The sequence below is a fragment of the Mycobacterium sp. NGS34 genome, assembly GCF_059812845.1.
The window spans coordinates 628,463-645,593 of sequence record NZ_JCALDM010000002.1; the positions used below are offsets into that span (position 1 = coordinate 628,463).

20 protein-coding genes are annotated in these 17,131 nt (G+C 70.3%); 8 read left to right on the plus strand and 12 right to left on the minus strand.

Annotated features, from left to right (window positions below; translation table 11 throughout):
* Window positions 1-11 precede the first annotated feature (11 nt).
* Window positions 12-1,514, plus strand: coding sequence for a sensor histidine kinase (locus AC5Y7V_RS07965; protein WP_499879457.1), 1,503 nt, complete (start codon window positions 12-14; stop codon window positions 1,512-1,514).
* A 62-nt stretch (window positions 1,515-1,576) separates the two neighbouring features.
* On the opposite strand, the gene whiB1 is transcribed toward AC5Y7V_RS07965, so the two are convergent.
* A complete protein-coding gene (gene whiB1 / locus AC5Y7V_RS07970; protein WP_066932419.1) occupies window positions 1,577-1,831 on the minus strand; it encodes a transcriptional regulator WhiB1 in 255 nt (84 codons plus the stop codon).
* Between the two features lie 270 nt (window positions 1,832-2,101).
* Window positions 2,102-3,067: a diacylglycerol/lipid kinase family protein gene (locus AC5Y7V_RS07975; protein WP_499879458.1), complete on the minus strand. Its 966-nt coding sequence runs from the start codon at window positions 3,065-3,067 to the stop codon at window positions 2,102-2,104.
* Between the two features lie 69 nt (window positions 3,068-3,136).
* Between AC5Y7V_RS07975 and AC5Y7V_RS07980 the strand changes: the two genes are divergently transcribed.
* Window positions 3,137-3,568, plus strand: coding sequence for a hypothetical protein (locus tag AC5Y7V_RS07980; protein WP_499879459.1), 432 nt, complete (start codon window positions 3,137-3,139; stop codon window positions 3,566-3,568).
* On the opposite strand, the gene AC5Y7V_RS07985 is transcribed toward AC5Y7V_RS07980, so the two are convergent.
* From AC5Y7V_RS07985 to AC5Y7V_RS07995, 3 genes are read right to left on the minus strand one after another with little or no spacing between them, the layout of a single operon-like run.
* Window positions 3,520-4,002: a GNAT family N-acetyltransferase gene (locus AC5Y7V_RS07985; protein ID WP_499879460.1), complete on the minus strand. Its 483-nt coding sequence runs from the start codon at window positions 4,000-4,002 to the stop codon at window positions 3,520-3,522. The genes AC5Y7V_RS07980 and AC5Y7V_RS07985 overlap by 49 nt on opposite strands.
* Window positions 3,999-5,096, minus strand: coding sequence for an isochorismate synthase (locus AC5Y7V_RS07990; protein ID WP_499879461.1), 1,098 nt, complete (start codon window positions 5,094-5,096; stop codon window positions 3,999-4,001). The genes AC5Y7V_RS07985 and AC5Y7V_RS07990 overlap by 4 nt, the downstream gene beginning before the upstream one ends.
* The gene (locus AC5Y7V_RS07995) at window positions 5,093-5,704 is read right to left on the minus strand and encodes an acid phosphatase (RefSeq protein ID WP_499879462.1); all 612 of its coding nucleotides are present in this window, start codon (window positions 5,702-5,704) and stop codon (window positions 5,093-5,095) included. Before AC5Y7V_RS07995 ends, AC5Y7V_RS07990 begins: the two co-directional genes overlap by 4 nt.
* A 164-nt stretch (window positions 5,705-5,868) precedes the next feature.
* Between AC5Y7V_RS07995 and AC5Y7V_RS08000 the strand changes: the two genes are divergently transcribed.
* A complete protein-coding gene (locus tag AC5Y7V_RS08000; RefSeq protein WP_499879463.1) occupies window positions 5,869-6,669 on the plus strand; it encodes a ParA family protein in 801 nt (266 codons plus the stop codon).
* A 123-nt stretch (window positions 6,670-6,792) separates the two neighbouring features.
* Here AC5Y7V_RS08000 and AC5Y7V_RS08005 read toward each other — a convergent pair whose 3' ends face one another.
* Complete coding sequence (locus AC5Y7V_RS08005; protein ID WP_499879464.1) at window positions 6,793-8,007, minus strand: Rv3212 family protein; 1,215 nt, start codon at window positions 8,005-8,007, stop codon at window positions 6,793-6,795.
* A 15-nt stretch (window positions 8,008-8,022) separates the two neighbouring features.
* Window positions 8,023-9,537, minus strand: coding sequence for a DEAD/DEAH box helicase (locus AC5Y7V_RS08010; RefSeq protein ID WP_499879465.1), 1,515 nt, complete (start codon window positions 9,535-9,537; stop codon window positions 8,023-8,025).
* 246 nt (window positions 9,538-9,783) lie between these two features.
* Here AC5Y7V_RS08010 and AC5Y7V_RS08015 point away from each other — a divergent pair, with 246 nt between their 5' ends.
* A complete protein-coding gene (locus AC5Y7V_RS08015; protein ID WP_499879466.1) occupies window positions 9,784-10,491 on the plus strand; it encodes a ferritin-like fold-containing protein in 708 nt (235 codons plus the stop codon).
* Between the two features lie 4 nt (window positions 10,492-10,495).
* Here the strand turns inward: AC5Y7V_RS08015 and AC5Y7V_RS08020 are convergent, their stop codons facing one another.
* Window positions 10,496-11,221, minus strand: coding sequence for an MmpS family transport accessory protein (locus AC5Y7V_RS08020; RefSeq protein WP_499879657.1), 726 nt, complete (start codon window positions 11,219-11,221; stop codon window positions 10,496-10,498).
* A gap of 203 nt (window positions 11,222-11,424) precedes the next feature.
* On the opposite strand from AC5Y7V_RS08020, the gene AC5Y7V_RS08025 reads away from it, so the two are divergent.
* Window positions 11,425-11,697, plus strand: a complete 273-nt coding sequence (locus AC5Y7V_RS08025; RefSeq protein WP_499879467.1) for a DUF3107 domain-containing protein — start codon at window positions 11,425-11,427, stop codon at window positions 11,695-11,697.
* On the opposite strand, the gene fasR is transcribed toward AC5Y7V_RS08025, so the two are convergent.
* A complete protein-coding gene (gene fasR / locus AC5Y7V_RS08030) occupies window positions 11,684-12,370 on the minus strand; it encodes an HTH-type transcriptional activator FasR (protein WP_499879468.1) in 687 nt (228 codons plus the stop codon). The genes AC5Y7V_RS08025 and fasR overlap by 14 nt on opposite strands.
* A gap of 171 nt (window positions 12,371-12,541) precedes the next feature.
* On the opposite strand from fasR, the gene AC5Y7V_RS08035 reads away from it, so the two are divergent.
* From AC5Y7V_RS08035 to AC5Y7V_RS08045, 3 genes are all read left to right on the plus strand, one after another.
* The gene (locus AC5Y7V_RS08035) at window positions 12,542-13,567 is read left to right on the plus strand and encodes a DUF3152 domain-containing protein (RefSeq protein WP_499879469.1); all 1,026 of its coding nucleotides are present in this window, start codon (window positions 12,542-12,544) and stop codon (window positions 13,565-13,567) included.
* A 179-nt stretch (window positions 13,568-13,746) separates the two neighbouring features.
* Complete coding sequence (gene moeZ / locus AC5Y7V_RS08040; RefSeq protein ID WP_499879470.1) at window positions 13,747-14,934, plus strand: adenylyltransferase/sulfurtransferase MoeZ; 1,188 nt, start codon at window positions 13,747-13,749, stop codon at window positions 14,932-14,934.
* 36 nt (window positions 14,935-14,970) lie between these two features.
* The gene (locus AC5Y7V_RS08045) at window positions 14,971-15,825 is read left to right on the plus strand and encodes a TIGR02569 family protein (protein WP_499879471.1); all 855 of its coding nucleotides are present in this window, start codon (window positions 14,971-14,973) and stop codon (window positions 15,823-15,825) included.
* Here AC5Y7V_RS08045 and AC5Y7V_RS08050 read toward each other — a convergent pair.
* From AC5Y7V_RS08050 to AC5Y7V_RS08060, 3 genes are read right to left on the minus strand one after another with little or no spacing between them, the layout of a single operon-like run.
* Window positions 15,822-16,127 (minus strand): MGMT family protein, encoded by a 306-nt coding sequence (locus AC5Y7V_RS08050; protein ID WP_499879472.1) that lies wholly within the window; start codon window positions 16,125-16,127, stop codon window positions 15,822-15,824. The two genes, AC5Y7V_RS08045 and AC5Y7V_RS08050, sit on opposite strands and share 4 nt — an antisense overlap.
* Before the next feature lie 2 nt (window positions 16,128-16,129).
* On the minus strand, window positions 16,130-16,915 hold the full coding sequence (locus AC5Y7V_RS08055) for an alpha/beta fold hydrolase (RefSeq protein WP_499879473.1): 786 nt from the start codon (window positions 16,913-16,915) through the stop codon (window positions 16,130-16,132).
* Complete coding sequence (locus AC5Y7V_RS08060) at window positions 16,912-17,106, minus strand: Rv3202a family protein (RefSeq protein WP_499879474.1); 195 nt, start codon at window positions 17,104-17,106, stop codon at window positions 16,912-16,914. The genes AC5Y7V_RS08055 and AC5Y7V_RS08060 overlap by 4 nt, the downstream gene beginning before the upstream one ends.
* Window positions 17,107-17,131: the final 25 nt, after the last annotated feature.

The window sequence follows — 17,131 nt, forward strand, 5'->3', positions numbered from 1 at the left end:
CTCGTATCCGCATGTCCACGCTCGGTGATCTGCTTGCCGAACACACGATGCTGCCGGGCAACGCGGTGGACCACCTGCACGCGGTGGTAGGCGAGTGGCAGCTGCTGGCCGACCTGTCGTTCGCCGACTACCTGATGTGGGTTCGCCGCGACGACGGCGTGCTGGTGTGCGTGGCGCAGTGTCGCCCGAACACCGCGCCCACGGTGCTGCAAACCGATGCGGTGGGGACCGTCGTCGCCGCCGACCGGCTGCCGCTCGTCGCCGAGACTTTCGACAGCGGCGCCGTTGCGCCCGAAAGCGATGCGGGCCAACAACATTCGTGGGAGCTGCCCGGCACTCACGTCGCGGCCTCCCCGGTGCGGTACGGCGGTCACGTGGTCGCGGTGCTGACCCGGCACCAGACCGCGGACGCCGCGGACCGCGCGTCCGGCCAACTGGAGACCGCGTACCGCGAGTGCGCCGCGGACCTGGTGCACATGCTCGCCGAGGGCACCTTCCCCGACGTCGGCGACGTCGTCATGTCGCGCTCGACGCCGCGCGCGGGCGACGGCTTCATCCGGCTCGACGTCGACGGCGTCGTCGCGTACGCCAGCCCCAACGCGCTGTCGGCCTACCACCGGATGGGGCTGACGTCGGAGTTGGAGGGCCACCACCTCGTCGACGCGACGCGGCCGCTGATCTCCGACCCCTTCGAGGCGCAGGAGGTGGCCGAGCACGTGCGCGACCTGCTGGCCGGCGGCCGCAGCATGCGCATGGAGGTCGACGCCGGGGGCGCCACGGTGCTGCTGCGGACGCTGCCGCTGGTGGTTCACGGCGCCAGCGCCGGCGCCGCGGTGCTGATCCGCGACATCACCGAGGTCAAGCGCCGCGACCGGGCCCTGATTTCCAAGGACGCCACCATTCGCGAGATCCACCACCGGGTGAAGAACAACCTGCAAACGGTGGCAGCGCTGCTGCGCCTGCAGGCCCGGCGGACCGCGAACGCCGAGGGCCGGGAGGCGCTGATCGAGTCGGTGCGCCGGGTGTCATCGATCGCCCTGGTCCACGACGCGCTGTCGATGTCGGTGGACGAGCAGGTGAACCTCGACGAGGTCATCGACCGGATCCTGCCGATCATGAACGACGTGGCGTCGGTGGACCGGCCGATCCGGATCAACCGGGTCGGCGACCTGGGCGTGCTGGACTCCGACCGCGCGACGGCCCTGATCATGGTCATCACCGAGCTCGTCCAGAACGCGATCGAGCACGCCTTCGACCCGGCGGCCCAGGAAGGGTCCGTGACTATCAGGGCCGAGCGCTCGGCGCGCTGGCTCGACGTCGTCGTCCACGACGACGGGCGCGGACTGCCCGACGGGTTCAGCCTGGACAACTCCGACAGCCTGGGCCTGCAGATCGTGCGGACGCTGGTGTCGGCGGAGCTGGACGGAACGCTGGGGATGCGGCACGCCCCGGCCCGCGGCACCGACGTGGTGCTTAGGGTGCCGATCGGCCGGCGAACGCGGCTTTTGTTGTAAGTGCCTTACACAACGGTGCGGCCCCGACGATCCGTCGGGGCCGCACCGTATGCAAACTGCCGTCAGACTCCGCTGCGGGCCTTCGTCCGGGCGTTGCGACGCTTGAGTGCGCGCCGCTCATCTTCGCTCATGCCCCCCCAGACGCCCGAGTCCTGGCCGGTGTTCAGGGCCCAGGAGAGGCACTCCGTGGTCACCTGGCACCGATTGCAGACCAGTTTCGCGTCAGCGATCTGCGCGAGCGCGGGGCCGCTGTTCCCTACCGGGAAGAACAGCTCCGGGTCCTCGTCGCGACAGACCGCCTTGTGGCGCCAATCCATAAGTTGTTACTCCTCACTGAGTGCGCAGCAAGGCGCACGGTCTTTTTCTTCGGCTGTTAAAGCGTGCACAAGAAAAGGGTCCGCGCCCCTACATGAATTTCTGCATGCAACCTTTCGATCGTTTCACAGGCTCAACAGATGTCAATAGTCGTGCGCAGCCTCGTGGGCTATCTCACTTCACCGACTTCTTATTCGAGCCCTTAGTCCGTTGTACTACACTGACGCGCCGTTTCCGCTGTGATATTGCTCCCGAACGCCGGTCGCCGCAGGTCAGAGGCGGTTTTTGCCGGGCGGTGCGACCACGGGCAGCGCATCCGGAACCGACCTGAACGTCATGGTTTGGCGCAGCCCGAGGTAATCCCCGTCGAACTGGCTCGCCACCGGGCCCGCGGTCGAGGTCACCCGCAGGCAGGCGGCGTCGTCGTCGCGGACGAGCTGTGGCGGGTCGCCCTTCGGCCCGCTGCCCAGCAGCTGGCTCACCAGCCGCAGCGTGGGGAACACCTTCATCTCGGTCAGGGCGAACACCCCGAGGCCCGACTCGAAGCTGCAGCCGGGGTTGGTCACCAGCGGGCGGCTGTTGCTATACGTCCAGGGGCTGGTGTTGGACACCCAGGCGAAGTGCACGCCGGTGACGGGCTCGCGGCCGGCCAGCTCCACTGTGAGGAGCGGTTCGCGGCGGCGGAAGGCCAGCGTGACGGGTATCGCCACGCGCCAATACTGCAGCGGGGTGACCTTGACGCCCTTGTTGCGCTGCTTTTCCACCCCGGCGACCACCTCCGCGTCGACGCCCATCCCGGCGTTGATCACGGCCCACTGCTCGCCGCAGTCGATCAGGCTGATGCGCCGCCACGTCTGGTGGCGGCGGTAGTCGTCGAGCAGCTGGATGAGCTGGTTGGTCGCGGCGACCGGATCCGGGGAGATGCCCAACGACCGGGCCAGCACGTTGGCCGATCCGCCGGGCACCACCGCCAGGGCGGGCACGGGCCCCGTCGCGGCCGTGCCGGGGTGGCCCAGCAGGCCGTTGACCACGCCGCTCACCGTGCCGTCGCCGCCGTGCACGACGACCAGGTCGACTCCGTCCTGGACCGCCCGGTGCGCGAGTTCGGTGCCGTGGCCCCGGTGTGTGGTGTGTTCGACGGTCAGCTGCAGGCGGCTTTTGAGCGCGTGCGCGAGAAGGTCGCGACCGGCTGGAGTGGTGGATGTGGCTGTGGGATTCACGATCAGCACGGCGCGCATGATGCACGAGCTTATGCGCGGGGGTTAAGGCCCCGCTTTGGGGCAAGCGGCCCTGACTACGCTGGCGCTGTGACCCCGCGCGCCCCGTCCACCGTCCGTGCGGCGGGCGTGATCGTCGCGGTGCAGGGCGTGGTCGCGCTGGTCATGGCCATCGTGCTGGTGGTGCGTGGCATCGCGGGGGCCGACCAGCGCGTGGTCAACGGATTGGGCACGGCGGCGTGGTTCGTACTGGTCGGCGGCGTGGTGCTGGCCGCGGGGCGCGCGCTGTTGCTCGGCAAGCGGTGGGGCCGAGGGGTGGCGGTCTTCACGCAGCTGCTGTTGCTTCCCGTGGCGTGGTACGTCGCGGTCGGCTCGCACCGACCGGCCTTCGGCGTTCCGCTGGGGACCGTGGCGCTGTGCGTGTTGGTGCTGCTGTTCACCCCGGCGGCCGTGCGCTGGGCCGCCGCCGGCGATCAGGGCCGCCGCGCCAGCTCGCCCAACGGCGGGCCGGACAGCCGATAGGTGGTCCACTCGTGCTGCGGTGCGGCGCCGACGCCTTCGTAGAGCGCGATGGCGTCGACGTTCCAGTTCAGCACCGCCCACGACAACCGCGTGTAGCTCTTCTCGACGCATTCGCGGGCCAGCGCCGCCAGGAGCCTGCGGGCCAGGCCGCGGCGGCGAAAACCGGGCCGTACGAACAGGTCTTCGAGGTAGATGCCCGCGACACCGTCCCAGGTGGAGAAGTTGACGAACCACAACGCCATGGCGGCGATCTGGCCGTCGACTTCGGCAACATGCCCGTGCACGACGGGTGTATTACCGAAAAGCGCTGTGGAAATTTGTGTTTCGGTGACGGTGCATTGCTCGGCGGCGTGTTCGAATTCCGCGAGCGCGCGAATCATGTCGGCAATATCGCCGGCGTCCTGCGGGATGGCGCGGCGGATGTTTTCCGTCATTGCTCAACTTCCAGCGCGTTCAATATCGTGGCGAATTTCGTTGTGGTTTCCGCGACTTCGTCGTCGGGATCGGATTCGGCGACAATGCCCCCGCCGGCGCGCGCGAGCGCGGTGCGGCGGTCGGCCGACAGCTGCGCGCAGCGCAGCGACACCACCCAGTGGCCGTCGCCGCCGGCGTCGCACCAGCCGACGGCGCCGGCGTAGAAGCCGCGGTCACCCTCCAGCTCGGCGATGAGCTCGGTCGCGGCCTTCGTCGGAACGCCGCCGACCGCCGGGGTGGGGTGCAGCGCCAGAGCCAGATCGATTGCAGTGGTTGACTTCTCGCGCAGCCGGCCGCTGATCGGGGTGCACAGATGCCAGACCGCCGCGGTGCGGCTCAACTGCGGTTCTCCCGCGATGGTCAAATCGTCGCACAGCGGCTCCAGCGCGGCGCGCATGGTTTCGATCACCAGCCGATGCTCGTGGCGGTCCTTGGCGGAACGGGCCAACGCGGCCCCGTTGGCCGCGTCGAGCGCCGGGTCGGCGGCCCGCGGGGCCGAACCGGCGAACGGCTGGCACACCACGCGATCGCCGCTGCGCGCCACCAGAAGTTCGGGGCTGGCGCCCACCAGCGCCGCGCCGGCGTAGCCGTCGCCGGCCGCGGTCAGGTCGACGAGGTAGCCGTAGGCGGCGGGGTCGGCGGCGACCAGGCGGCGCAGGATCTCGCGGGCATCCAGCGGCGCGTCGGCGACCAGTCGCAGGGCGCGGGCCAGCACCACCTTGTGCAGCGGGTTGTCCGGCGCCGCGAGTGCGTCCCGCGCGCGAATGATCAGGGCGCGGTAGTCGGCCGGCGGCGGCACCGCGGCGGCGACGCGCACAGGCGCCAGCGGGCCCGCCGGCCAGTCCGGCGGCCCGTCGGTGGAGGTGAGCGTGCCGGGTACCAGCAGGGCCGCGGGCCGGCTCACGTCGAAAGGCAACGCGCCCAACACTATTGGGGCCGCGCCCGAGCGCAGCGCGGCCTGGGCCGCGCCCAGGTCGCGGTAGGTTGCGCGCACCCCTTCGGCGAGGAGCGTCCCCCGGGGACCGCACAGCGCGAACGGCGGTTCGGCGCTCACCCGGGTGCGATCGCCTGAGGGTTGCCCGTCAATCCGAGCGCGGCGAGCTGCCGCACGCCGTGCTCGAACCCGCACACGGCGATCGAGCCGGCGAGCATCCAGAACCGGCTGCCCTCGACGAGCGGCAACTCGACCCAGCGGGTGATCACCGAGCGGGAAAAGTGGCTGTGGCCGACGAACACCACGTCGCGCGTGCCCATGTGCCCCAACGCGAATTCGACCGCCTTGTCGGCGCGGTCGCTGACCTGCGCCACGCTCTCGCCGCCGGGGCATCCGTGCGTCCACACCAGCCAATCGGGGTCGGTCTCCCGGATCTGCGGGGTCGTCAGCCCCTCGTAGGAGCCGTAGTCCCATTCGGCGAGTAGGGGAGACACCTCGTCGACGGTGAGGCCGGCCAACTTGGCGGTGGTCAGCGCGCGGATGCGCGGGCTGCTGACCACGAGCGGGTCGGCGAGATTGAGTTCCGCCAGAACGCGGCCCGCGAGCTCGGCCTGGACCCGCCCGTGATCGGTGAGCTCGAGATCGGTGCGTCCGGTGTGCTGGCCGGACTTGGACCACGGGGTCTCGCCATGGCGGAGCAGCACCAGCCGGTGGTTGTAGATGCCCATGCCGACCGATTCTGCCGGACGGACATGCCGGGCCGTCGGCCGAAGCGCATGGCGGTCGAACATGCCAGGATGGGCAGTGTGACCGCGGCAACACAATGGAGGGGCGGGCGCTAGTGAGCGCGCGGTGACGATGCAGAGCGAAGCGATGAGGAGGAGCCGCGCTCATGACTAAGACCCGGGTATTGGCGGTGGCCAACCAGAAGGGCGGGGTTGCCAAGACGACCACGGTGGCCTCGCTGGGCGCGGCGATGGCGGACAAGGGCCAGCGGGTGCTGCTCGTGGATCTGGATCCGCAGGGTTGCCTGACGTTCTCGCTGGGCCAGGATCCCGACAAGTTGCCGGTGTCGGTGCACGAGGTCCTGCTCGGTGAGGTCGAGCCGAACGCCGCGCTCGTCACGACGATGGAGGGAATGACGCTGCTGCCGGCCAACATTGACCTCGCGGGCGCCGAGGCGATGCTGCTGATGCGGGCCGGGCGCGAATACGCGCTCAAACGCGCGCTGGCCAAGCTCGCCGACCAGTTCGACGTCGTCATCATCGACTGCCCGCCGTCGCTGGGCGTGCTCACCCTCAACGGGCTGACGGCCGCCGACGAGGTCATCGTGCCGCTGCAGTGCGAGACGTTGGCGCACCGCGGCGTCGGCCAATTCCTGCGCACCGTCGCCGATGTCCAGCAGATCACCAACCCGGACCTGCGGCTGCTGGGCGCCCTGCCGACGCTATACGACTCCCGCACCACCCACACCCGCGACGTCCTGGTCGACGTCGCCGACCGTTACGAAATGCCGGTGCTCGCCCCGCCGATCCCACGCACGGTGCGGTTCGCCGAGGCGAGCGCCTCGGGGTCGTCGGTGATGGCCGGGCGCAAGAACAAAGGCGCGGTGGCCTACGCCGAGTTGGCGAAGGCGTTGCTCAAGCACTGGAAGACGGGCAAACCGTTGCCGACGTTCGCCGTCGAGATCTAGCGGCGACGCCAACGGCGTTTAGTGTGAACTGACGGCTTTCAGTGTGAGCTGACGGCGCCGCCGCCCGGCGTGTCGCCGCCCAGGATTCACACGCAAAGCCCAGGACTCACGCAACCCCGCCGCTCAGCCCAGCGCGACGACGGTGTCGCCGCGCTGCTCGAAAACCCGGGACCCCGAAACGGCCGGGACCACCGCCGCATCGCCCGGCGCCCGGTTCACCGGGATGTAGCGCTCGTTGGCGCCGCTGAGCGGGTCGTAGACGCCGATCGCCCCGGTGACCGGCACCAGCAGCCGGCCGGCCATCATGACGCCCGGCCCCAGCGGCGCGGTCGTCTCGCCCGCCGCGATCGTGTAGCGCAGGGTCAGGTTGGTCGCCTCGAAGACCATCAGCGAATCGCCGGTCCACCAGGTCACCAGGTTGCCGGTCTGCGACACCGCCGCCGAGCGCGACGGCGGCTTGGCCAGCAGCGTGCTCGCCACCGTGGTGCCGGTGTCGTCGACGACGTCGACCCGGGGTTGCGGGGACGGCAGATACACCGCGGTGTTGTTCTCCCAGACCGCCAGCACCCGGGCGCCCGAATCCGCCCCGATCCCTGGTTCGGCCACGACGTGTTGCTGGGGTTCGTCGTCTTCCTTGCCCGGGCGCAACAGGACCAACCGCAGGTCGCCCTGCGGCGCGCAGCTCTCCAGCACCGACACCGCCGACGAGCTGGCCGCCGCCGAGATCAGCCGGCACCCCGAGTGCAGCCCGCGCGCCGACGGCTTCACTCGCGCGTCCGTCTCGCCGTACGCCAGCATCCGGACCATGTCGGAGCGCCACAGCTCGATCCGGGTGTCGCCGGCCGACAGCACCGTGGTGCCGTCGGAGGAAAGGCGCACGCGCGGGTCGGCGTAGCCGCTGCGCGCCGCGCCACGCCGGCCGGTGGCGCCGTCGAGGGTGCTGACCTGCCCGCAGCCGCGGTCGTCCTTATAGACGGCGACGGCGTAGTGGTAGACCCAGGACAGCCCGCACAGGTCGCTGTCGCGGGCGTAGCTCCAGTGGGACTGCCCCGTGCCGGGGTCGCGCCCGTCGACCTGGCGGCCGTCGGCGGTGGCGATCGTCCCGCTCACCACGATGGGCGCGGTGGTGGCGGGGCTGCGCGCGGTCCACAGCTGCTTCAGGGTGGCCGGGACGTCGCGGGCGGGGGTCGGCGCGGGCGCCGGAGTGGCGGCGGGCCGGCTGACGGTGGCCCGCGCGTCGCTGGTCCACCAGATCAGCGCCGCCGCGACGGCGACGACGACCGCGATCGCCGCGGCGGCCAAGATGTCGCCCTTCGTGCGGCGCTCCGGTTTGACCATGCGGCGGCGCGGGCCTCAGTTGGCTGCGGCGGGGGCTGTACTCGGTTGCGAGGCGGGCTTGCGGCGCCGGCGGCGGCGCTGGCCGCTGCTGGAGGTCCCGGCAGGCGCGCCCGACGGTGTCTCCGACGTCGTCGCGGCGGCTTCGCCGTTGGCGGTGGCGGGGTGGGCGGTGACGGGCTGGCCGCCGCGGGTGCGCCGACGCCGTGCGCCGGAGCGGGAACGGCTGGACTTCTCCGGCTTGTCCGCACCCTGGCGGCCGTCGCGGTCGGTGTCGCGGCGCTTGACCGGCGACTTGCGCGGCGAGCCGACCGTGCCGCTCGCCTCGGTGGGGATGCCCATCTCCTCGTAGAGGTGCGGCGAGTTCGAGTAGGTCTCGGCGGGCTCGGGGTTCTCCAGGCCGAGCGCCTTGTCGATCATCGACCACCGGGGCAGCTCGTCCCAGTCCACCAGGGTGACGGCGATACCGGTCTTGCCGGCGCGGCCGGTACGGCCGATCCGGTGCACGTAGGCCTGTTCGTCCTCGGGGATCTGGTAGTTGATGACATGGGTGATGTCGTCGATGTCGATGCCGCGGGCGGCGACGTCGGTGGCGACCAGCACGTCGATGTCGCCATTGCGGAACGCCTTCAGCGCCTTCTCGCGGGCGATCTGGCCCAGGTCGCCGTGCACGGCGCCGACCTTGAAGCCCCGCTCGGCCAGCTCGTCGGCGACCTTCTGCGCGGTGCGCTTGGTGCGGGTGAAGATCATCGTCGCGCCGCGGCCCTCGGCCTGCAGCACGCGGCTGACCAGCTCCACCTTGTCCAGCGCGTGGGCCCGGTAGACGAACTGCTCGGTGGTGTCGTGCGTGGCCGCCGAATGCGGCGCCTCCGCCCGGATGTGGGTGGGCTGGTTCATGAACGTGCGGGCCAGCGTGATGATCGGGCCCGGCATGGTCGCCGAGAACAGCATGGATTGCCGGTCCTCGGGGATCTGGCGCAGGATGCGCTCGATGTCGGGCAGGAAGCCCAGGTCGAGCATCTCGTCGGCCTCGTCGAGGACCAGCATGGACAGCCCGCCCAGCTGCAGGTGGCCCTGCTGGGCCAGGTCGAGCAGCCGGCCCGGGGTGCCGACCACGACGTCGACGCCGGCCTGCAGCGCCTCGATCTGTGGCTCGTAGGCCCGTCCGCCGTAAATCGACACGACGGACAGGCGGCGGCCCTCGTCGGCGACCAGGTACTTGGCCGCGGCGGCCAGGTCCTCGGTCACCTGCAGGCAGAGCTCGCGGGTGGGCACCACGACCAGGGCGCGGGGGGTGCCGTTGAGCTCGCGCACGCCGGTTCCGGACGTGATGCGGTTCAGCAGCGGCACGCCGAAGGCGAGGGTCTTGCCCATGCCGGTGCGGGCCTGGCCGATCACGTCGTCGCCGGCGAGCGCCAGCGGCATGGTCAGTTCTTGGATGGCAAAGGGCCGCTCGATGCCCTTTTCGGCGAGGGCGCGGACGATTTCGTCGCGAACGCCGAGGTTGGCAAAAGTCAGTTCAGTTGTGCTCATGCGGGGGTAGTAAGCCTTTCGGTGACATATCGGTTTGTGTCGGTGTTTCTCTGTCGCGGTCACGCGCGCACGAGTTCCGACTCCGAATACGTCGCCGAGGCGCGGCCCCATGATGCTGGGCCAGCTGTGCACGCACATTTCGCAGATACCGGCGGGCAATGAAAATTCAGCCAATACCTGCGTCCATGATAGCTGGTCGCAAGCTGGCACCCATTTGGCGCTAATCCCGCCGACTAGAGTGTTGCCATGACCCCGCCCCTTTCCGGGCCCTCCCATGCCGATCAGGTGGACGATCCGCCTGCCTCGCGGCTGTCGGCGGAGCACCCTGGCGTCAACGAGTTGTTCGCGGTGCTGGCCTACGGCGAGGTCGCGGCGTTCTACCGGCTCACCGACGAGGCGCGGATGGCGCCCGACCTGCGGGGACGGATCTCCATGGCGAGCATGGCCGCCGCCGAGATGCAGCACTACGAGCTGCTGCGCGACGCGTTGGAACGCCGCGGCGTCGACGTGGTGTCGGCGATGGCGAAGTACGTCTCGGCGCTGGAGAACTATCACCGGCTGACCATGCCGAGCACGTGGCTGGAAGCGCTGGTGAAGACCTACGTGGGCGACGCGCTGGCCGCCGACCTGTACCTGGAGATCGCCGACGGGCTGCCCGACGAGGTCGCCGACGTGGTGCGCGCGGCGCTTTCGGAGACCGGGCACTCGCAGTTCGTCATCGCCGAGGTGCGCGCTGCGGTGACGTCCAGCGGCAAGCAGCGCAGCCGGCTGGCGCTGTGGTCCCGCCGGCTGTTCGGGGAGGCGATCACCCAGGCCCAGTACGTGCTGGCCGAGCACGACGAGTTGGTCGACCTGGTGGTGTCCGGCCCCGGCGGCCTGGGCCAGCTCACCGCGTTCTTCGACCGCCTGCAGCAGACGCACGACCGGCGGATGCGTGAACTAGGCCTGAGCTGACGCCTCAGCGGGTGCAGGTCGCCACGACGCCGTTGTTGGCCGACATCACCACCGGCTGACCGGCGGCGTTGACGACCGAGCAGTTGAGCCGGCCCATGAAGCTGGTCGCGACCACCGACACCGTCTGGACCCCGGGGTTCAGGACGATCACCTTCGACCAGGGCAGCGACACGTTGAACTCGGTCTGCGGGTAGCCGCGGGCGTCGGTGTAGGCCACGTTCACCAGGTCCAGCAGTTGTTTCGTCCCGGTGACGGTGTAGACGACGGTGCGCGGGTTCAGCGCGACGGGCGGCGGAGCGGCCACCGGGGGCGGCAGGGCGGTCGGCGTCTGCGCCGGCGACGGCAATGGGCTGGCGCTGGGCGGCGGGGCAACGGTGGTCACCGTCTCGGGCGGCAGGGGTGTTTGGGAGGGGATAGCGGACGGGCTGGGCTGGGCGACAGGCGTTCTGGGTGCGGGCGGCGCGGAGGTCAGCGTCCGGGGCGGCGGCGCCCCGACGGTCGCCTTCGTCGACGCGCTGTCGCCGCTGTTGACGATCACGGCGGTCGCGATGGCGCCGATGGCCACCACCGCGCCGAGGATCGCGGCGGCCGGGCGCCAGCGCGTGTCGGCCGGCCACGCCAGGTCGCCGTAGCCGCCCAGCACGTCGGTGTCGGCTCCGTCATAGTCGTCGTCGGGGTAGTCGTAAACCGGGCCGAGACGATCGGTGAGCATGTTTCTGATGGTGCCGATGTTACCGATGTGACTATCGCGAACCGGGCGGCGAAGGCCATGTTGGCCGAGCTGGGAGCGAATCGTTATCTTCGGTCGGCCCCCGGTTCGCTTATCGCGAACCGGGGGGCCGGGGAGACATGCGGCCCAGGCGCGTCCACTAGCCTGCTGCTGACACGTCTGAGGAACTTCAACGCCTTTGATTACGAACGGAAGGGGCCACCGTGGAGGTCAAAATCGGTATCACGGACAGTCCGCGGGAGCTGGTCCTGTCCAGTACGCAGACGCAAGCCGAAGTCGAGGAGCTCGTCGCGGCCGCCCTGCGCGACGACTCGGGCCTGCTCAGCCTGAATGACGAGCGGGGCCGTCGCTTCCTGATTCAGAGCTCGAAGATCGCCTATGTCGAAATCGGTGTCGCCGACGCGCGCCGGGTCGGGTTCGGAATCGGGGCCGAGTCGGCCGGCAAGCACGCGGGAAAGGGCGCTAAGGGCGAGTAAGCGGCACGTGTGACAGCCCGCCCCAGGCGAACTGGACGGTGCCGTCGACGGCGTCGGCCTTGGAGATCGGGCGGTCGGAGTCCAGCCAGTACCGGGCGCAGTCGACGCTGATGCCGACCAGTCCCACCGCGATCATGCGGGCGCGGTGGGGGTCGAGCCCGGAATCGGCGCTGATCAGATCGAACACGGCGTCGGTGCAGGATTCGGTCGCGACCCGCACCTGCGCGGCGACCTCGGGCTCGGTGACGTAGTCGTTCTCGAAGATCAGCCGGTAGCCCTGGCTGTCGTGCTCGATGAAGTCGAAGAACGCCTGCACCGCCGCGTGCAGCCGGCGCCGGTTGTCGGTGGTGGTGCTCAGGGCCTGCTGCACACCGGTGACCAGGTTGTCGACGTGCCGGTGCAGCACCGCCAGGTAGAGCTCCAGCTTGCTCGAAAAGTGTTGGTACAGAACCGGTTTGCTGACGCCAGCCCGGTCGGCGATCTCGTCCATGCCCGCCGCGTGGTAGCCGCGGTTGACGAAGACGTCGCTGGCGACGATCAGCAGCTGGCCGCGCCGCTCGTCGCGGGGCAAGCGGTTGCCGCGCCGGTTGGCGGCCACGACGCCGTCTCCCGGCCGACCACGGTCGGCCGATTTGACGGCGCGTCGTGCCGCCGGCTTGGCGAGATCGCTCATCGAGTCCTCATCTGCTTGTCGCCGCCGCTCGCGGCTCGTCGCAAAGACATTACTACCCGTGGTCCGTTCGTGATCGTCATCGTCGGCGTCTGCGCTGGCAGACACGGTGTCGCGGGCGGCATTCGGGCGCGCCAAGGGCGGTCACCGGGCCGGCTGTGCAATCCTGGGGCAATGACGTCCCAGCGACCCGTGCGCGGCACCGGTCGGGTTCCCATGGTGCGCGACGAGTGGCGAGAACCGCTTCGCGCGCTGCGTGACCCGATCGGCCCGGGGGCTGGACGCACCCGCGCCGACCGGGAGCGGCAGCGCCAGTGGCGCAAGCAAACGTGGCTGGGACGGTTCGTCTCCACCTACGGCTGGCGCGCCTACGCGTTGCCGGTGCTGGCGGTGCTCACCGGGTTGGTGATCTATCAGACCGTCACCGGAACGAGCGCGCCGAAACCGACGGCGACGCAATCCATCCAGGGCACGCCGGACATCGGCGCGGTCGGCACGTCGATCATCGACGCGCCACCCCGCGGGCTCGCCGCCTTCGACGCCAACCTGCCCGCCGGCACGCTGCCGGACGGCGGCCCGTTCACCGAGGCGGGCGACAAGACGTGGCACATCGTGCCGGGCACCATGCCACAGGTCGGTCAGGGCACCGCCAAGGTGTTCCGCTACACCGTCGAGGTCGAAAACGGCATCGACCCAACGATGTTCGGCGGCGACGAGGCCTTCGCCGAGATGGTCGACCAGACGCTCGACAACCCCAAGGGCTGGACGCACAACCCGCAATTCGCTTTTATCCGGATCGATAACGGCAAGCCCGACTTCCGGATCTCGCTGGTGTCGCCGGTGACGGTGCGCGGCGGGTGCGGCTACGAATTTCGGCTGGAGACCTCCTGCTACAACCCGGTTTACGGGCCCGACCGGCAGGCGCGGGTCTTCATCAACGAGGCGCGCTGGGTGCGCGGGGCCGTGCCGTTCGAGGGCGACGTCGGCTCCTATCGGCAGTACGTGATCAACCACGAGGTGGGCCACGCCATCGGGTACGTGCGGCACGAGCCGTGCGAGCAGCAGGGCGGCCTGGCGCCGGTGATGATGCAGCAGACGTTCTCCACCTCCAACGACGACGCCGCCAAGTTCGACCCCGATTTCGTCAAGGCCGACGGCAAGACCTGCCGGTTCAACCCCTGGCCGTATCCGATCGCCTGACGCGCTGCGCGCGCCCGGCCTACGCCGAGACTGCGCTCAGCGCGTGGATTGGCGGGTAAACCGCGATCTGTGCGCAGTCTCGGCGCCTGCCGCCCGGGAAGCAACGGTGGTTGTTTGCCGTTGATCCGGGCAACTGCTGTGATGGATAGAGCTGACGAAAGCTACCGAGGAGTTGTTCGGTGTCGACATCCGAGACGTCACTGCCGCCACTGGTCGAGCCCGCAGCCCAGCTGAGTCGCGACGAGGTGGCCCGCTACAGCCGGCACCTGATCATCCCGGACCTGGGCGTCGACGGGCAGAAGCGGCTGAAGAACGCGCGGGTGCTGGTGATCGGCGCCGGCGGCCTCGGCGCCCCCGCGTTGCTCTACCTGGCCGCCGCGGGCGTCGGCACCATCGGCATCGTCGACTTCGACGTCGTCGATGAGTCCAACCTGCAGCGCCAGATCATCCACGGCGTCGCCGACGTCGGGCGGTCCAAGGCCTGCTCGGCGCGCGACTCGATCGCCGCCATCAACCCGTTGGTCGACGTGCGGCTGCACGAGTTCCGGCTCGAGCCGCACAACGCCGTCGACCTGTTCGCCCAGTACGACCTGATCGTGGACGGCACCGACAACTTCGCCACCCGGTATCTGGTCAACGACGCCGCGGTGCTGGCCGGCAAGCCCTACGTGTGGGGGTCGATCTACCGCTTCGAGGGCCAGGTGTCGGTGTTCTGGGAGGACGCCCCGGCCGGGCGCGGCCTGAACTACCGCGACCTCTACCCGGAGCCGCCGCCGCCCGGGCTGGTCCCGTCGTGCGCCGGGGGCGGGGTGCTGGGCATCATCTGCGCGTCCATCGCGTCGGTGATGGGCACCGAGGCGATCAAGCTGATCACCGGGATCGGCGAACCGCTGCTGGGCCGGTTGATGATCTACGACGCGCTTCAGATGAGCTACCGCACGATCCGCATCCGCAAGGACCCGTCGACGCCGAGGATCACCGGGCTGATCGACTACGAGGACTTCTGCGGCGCGGTGTCCGAAGATGGGGCCGCCGCGGCCGCCGATTCCACCATCACCCCGCGCGAGCTGCGCGAGTTGCTGGACTCCGGCAAGAAGCTGGCCCTGATCGACGTCCGCGAGCCGGTGGAGTGGGACATCAACCACATCGACGGCGCCCAGCTGATCCCGAAGTCGTTGCTCAGCTCCGGCGAGGGCCTGGCGCAGCTGCCCCACGACCGCAAGGCGGTGCTGTACTGCAAGACCGGCGTGCGCTCGGCGGAGGCGCTGGCCGCGGTGAAGAAGGCCGGCTTCTCCGACGCGGTGCATTTGCAGGGCGGCATCGTGGCTTGGGCCAAACAGATGCAGCCCGACATGGTGATGTACTGACCCGATCCGGCCGATCGGCTCCATTACGCTACCGGTGTGACAGTCGAGCCACCGCCGGAGCATGTGCTGGCGGCGTTTGGTTTGACCGGCGTGAAGCCCGTCCTGTTGGGGGCCAGCTGGGAGGGCGGCTGGCGTTGTGGCGAGGTGGTGCTGTCGGTCGTCGCCGACCACGCCCGCGCCGCCTGGTCGGCGCGGGTGCGCGAGACGTTGTTCGTGGACGGCGTCCGGCTGGCCCGACCGGTTCGCTCCACCGACGGGCGATACGTGGTGTCGGGGTGGCGGGCGGACACCTTCGTCGCGGGCACGCCGGAGCCCCGGCATGACGAGGTCGTCTCCGCGGCCGTGCGCCTGCACGAGGCGACCGGGAAGCTGGAGCGCCCCCGCTTCCTGACCCAGGGCCCGACCGCGCCGTGGGGGGATGTCGACGTGTTCATCGCCGCCGACCGGGCCGCGTGGGAAGAGCGGCCGCTGGCGTCCGTGCCGCCGGGCGCGCGCACGGCGCCGCCGTCGTCGGACGCCGAGAAGTCGGTCGAGCTGATCGGCCAGCTCGCCAGTCTGCGCAAGCCGACCAAGAGCCCCAACCAGCTGGTCCACGGGGACCTTTACGGCACAGTGCTTTTCATCGGCACCGCGGCGCCGGGAATCACCGACATCACCCCCTACTGGCGGCCCGCGTCGTGGGCGGCGGGTGTCGTCGTCGTCGACGCGCTGTCCTGGGGCGAGGCCGACGACGGGCTCATCGAACGCTGGAACGCGCTGCCCGAATGGCCGCAGATGTTGTTGCGGGCGTTGATGTTTCGGTTGGCCGTGCACGCGCTGCACCCCCGGTCGACGGCCGAGGCGTTCCCGGGTCTGGCCCGCACGGCGGCTCTGGTCCGGCTTGTTCTCTAGCCCGCGGGAAACTCGTAGCGGACTTCGTCCAGCGCGATCCTGCCGTCCTTCGCCAGGACACCTTCGGCGCGCAGCAGCTCCAGCTGCCGGGTGGTGAGGTGTCGCGCGGGGCGCCCGGACGCGGTGATCACCCGGTGCCAGGGCAGGTCCGAAGAGTCGGTCCGCATTATCCACCCGACGATGCGGGGGCTGGAAAGCCCTGCGACAGTGGCGATGTCGCCGTAGGTGGAGACCCGGCCCGACGGGATCGCGGCGACCAGGGCACGCACCCGCTCGACCTGCTCGTCGGTCACCGGCGCCACGGTCAGCGGGCTTCCGACAGCTCGCGGATCAGCGCCGCGACCTCGGTGGGCCTGGAGTGCGGCACCATGTGGTTGCAGTCGAAATCCAGCAGCCGGAAATCGGATCCGAGCCTGCCTTGCAGTCCCGCGATCAATTCGTCGCTGACGTAGGGCGGCGACGTCTGCTTGGCGCGCACCAGGGTCGTCGGGGTTCCGGCCCGCGGTAGCACGACGTTTCGGGCCAGCTCGCTCCAGTAGGACATCATGGCCGGCAGGCTGACGCGCCAGCCGTAGCGGCCGTTGGGCAGCTCGATCAGGTGCTCGTCGATCTCGGTGTCGAGCCAGGCGGGATCGACGTCCGCCCAGGAGCCGGCGGCCTTTTCCAGGCGCGCCTCGTCGGCGTCGGGGTAGTCGGGGGAGGCGAACATCGCCGCGGCGATGTCACGCATCCAGCCCCCGTCCAGCCCAGCCGCCGGGTCGAGCAGCAGCAGCGCCGCCACCCGCTCCGGGTGCGCCGCGGCCAGCTGCAGCGCCAGCGCGCCGCCGAACGAGTGCCCGACCACCAGCACCGGTGCGGCGGCGTCATCGTCGAGCAGCGCGGCCAGCGCCGAGACGTTGGCGTCGATGGTCCACGGCGCCGCCCACGACGACCTGCCATGGCCGAGCAAATCCGGTGCGGCGATGGCGATTTCGGGCAGGTAGCCGGCCAGGTGCTGCCAGCGCCCGCCGTAACCGGTCAGGCCGTGCAGGGCCAGCATCCGCACCGGACCGTCCGGGCCGTAGCGGCGCACGTGCAGGTCGGCGGTCACCCGGCGCTGTCATCCCAGTCGTCGTCGGCCGGGACGACGAACGCCTGCTCGATGACGTCCGCCTCGTTGGCCTCACGATCGGCGGCGTCCAGGTAGGCGGTGTCCAGGCCGGCGTCGTCCTCGGCGTCGAGGGCCTGACGCTGCTCCGCCGCGTCCGCCTCGGGCACTATGTCGTCGGGACCAATACCCATCCAATGTCTCCTTGCCTAGCGGGCG

Coding starts and splice junctions, on each gene's coding strand:
- AC5Y7V_RS07975 (WP_499879458.1), bottom strand. CDS start 3,067: ATGCGCGCCGTGCTGATCGTGAATCCCACAGCCACATCCACCACTCCA.
- AC5Y7V_RS08010 (WP_499879465.1), bottom strand. CDS start 9,537: ATGAGCACAACTGAACTGACTTTTGCCAACCTCGGCGTTCGCGACGAA.
- AC5Y7V_RS07995 (WP_499879462.1), bottom strand. CDS start 5,704: ATGGGCATCTACAACCACCGGCTGGTGCTGCTCCGCCATGGCGAGACC.
- AC5Y7V_RS07985 (WP_499879460.1), bottom strand. CDS start 4,002: ATGACGGAAAACATCCGCCGCGCCATCCCGCAGGACGCCGGCGATATT.
- whiB1 (WP_066932419.1), bottom strand. CDS start 1,831: ATGGATTGGCGCCACAAGGCGGTCTGTCGCGACGAGGACCCGGAGCTG.
- AC5Y7V_RS08005 (WP_499879464.1), bottom strand. CDS start 8,007: ATGGTCAAACCGGAGCGCCGCACGAAGGGCGACATCTTGGCCGCCGCG.
- AC5Y7V_RS08000 (WP_499879463.1), top strand. CDS start 5,869: ATGACTAAGACCCGGGTATTGGCGGTGGCCAACCAGAAGGGCGGGGTT.
- AC5Y7V_RS08035 (WP_499879469.1), top strand. CDS start 12,542: ATGACGTCCCAGCGACCCGTGCGCGGCACCGGTCGGGTTCCCATGGTG.
- AC5Y7V_RS07965 (WP_499879457.1), top strand. CDS start 12: ATGTCCACGCTCGGTGATCTGCTTGCCGAACACACGATGCTGCCGGGC.
- AC5Y7V_RS08060 (WP_499879474.1), bottom strand. CDS start 17,106: ATGGGTATTGGTCCCGACGACATAGTGCCCGAGGCGGACGCGGCGGAG.
- AC5Y7V_RS08015 (WP_499879466.1), top strand. CDS start 9,784: ATGACCCCGCCCCTTTCCGGGCCCTCCCATGCCGATCAGGTGGACGAT.
- fasR (WP_499879468.1), bottom strand. CDS start 12,370: ATGAGCGATCTCGCCAAGCCGGCGGCACGACGCGCCGTCAAATCGGCC.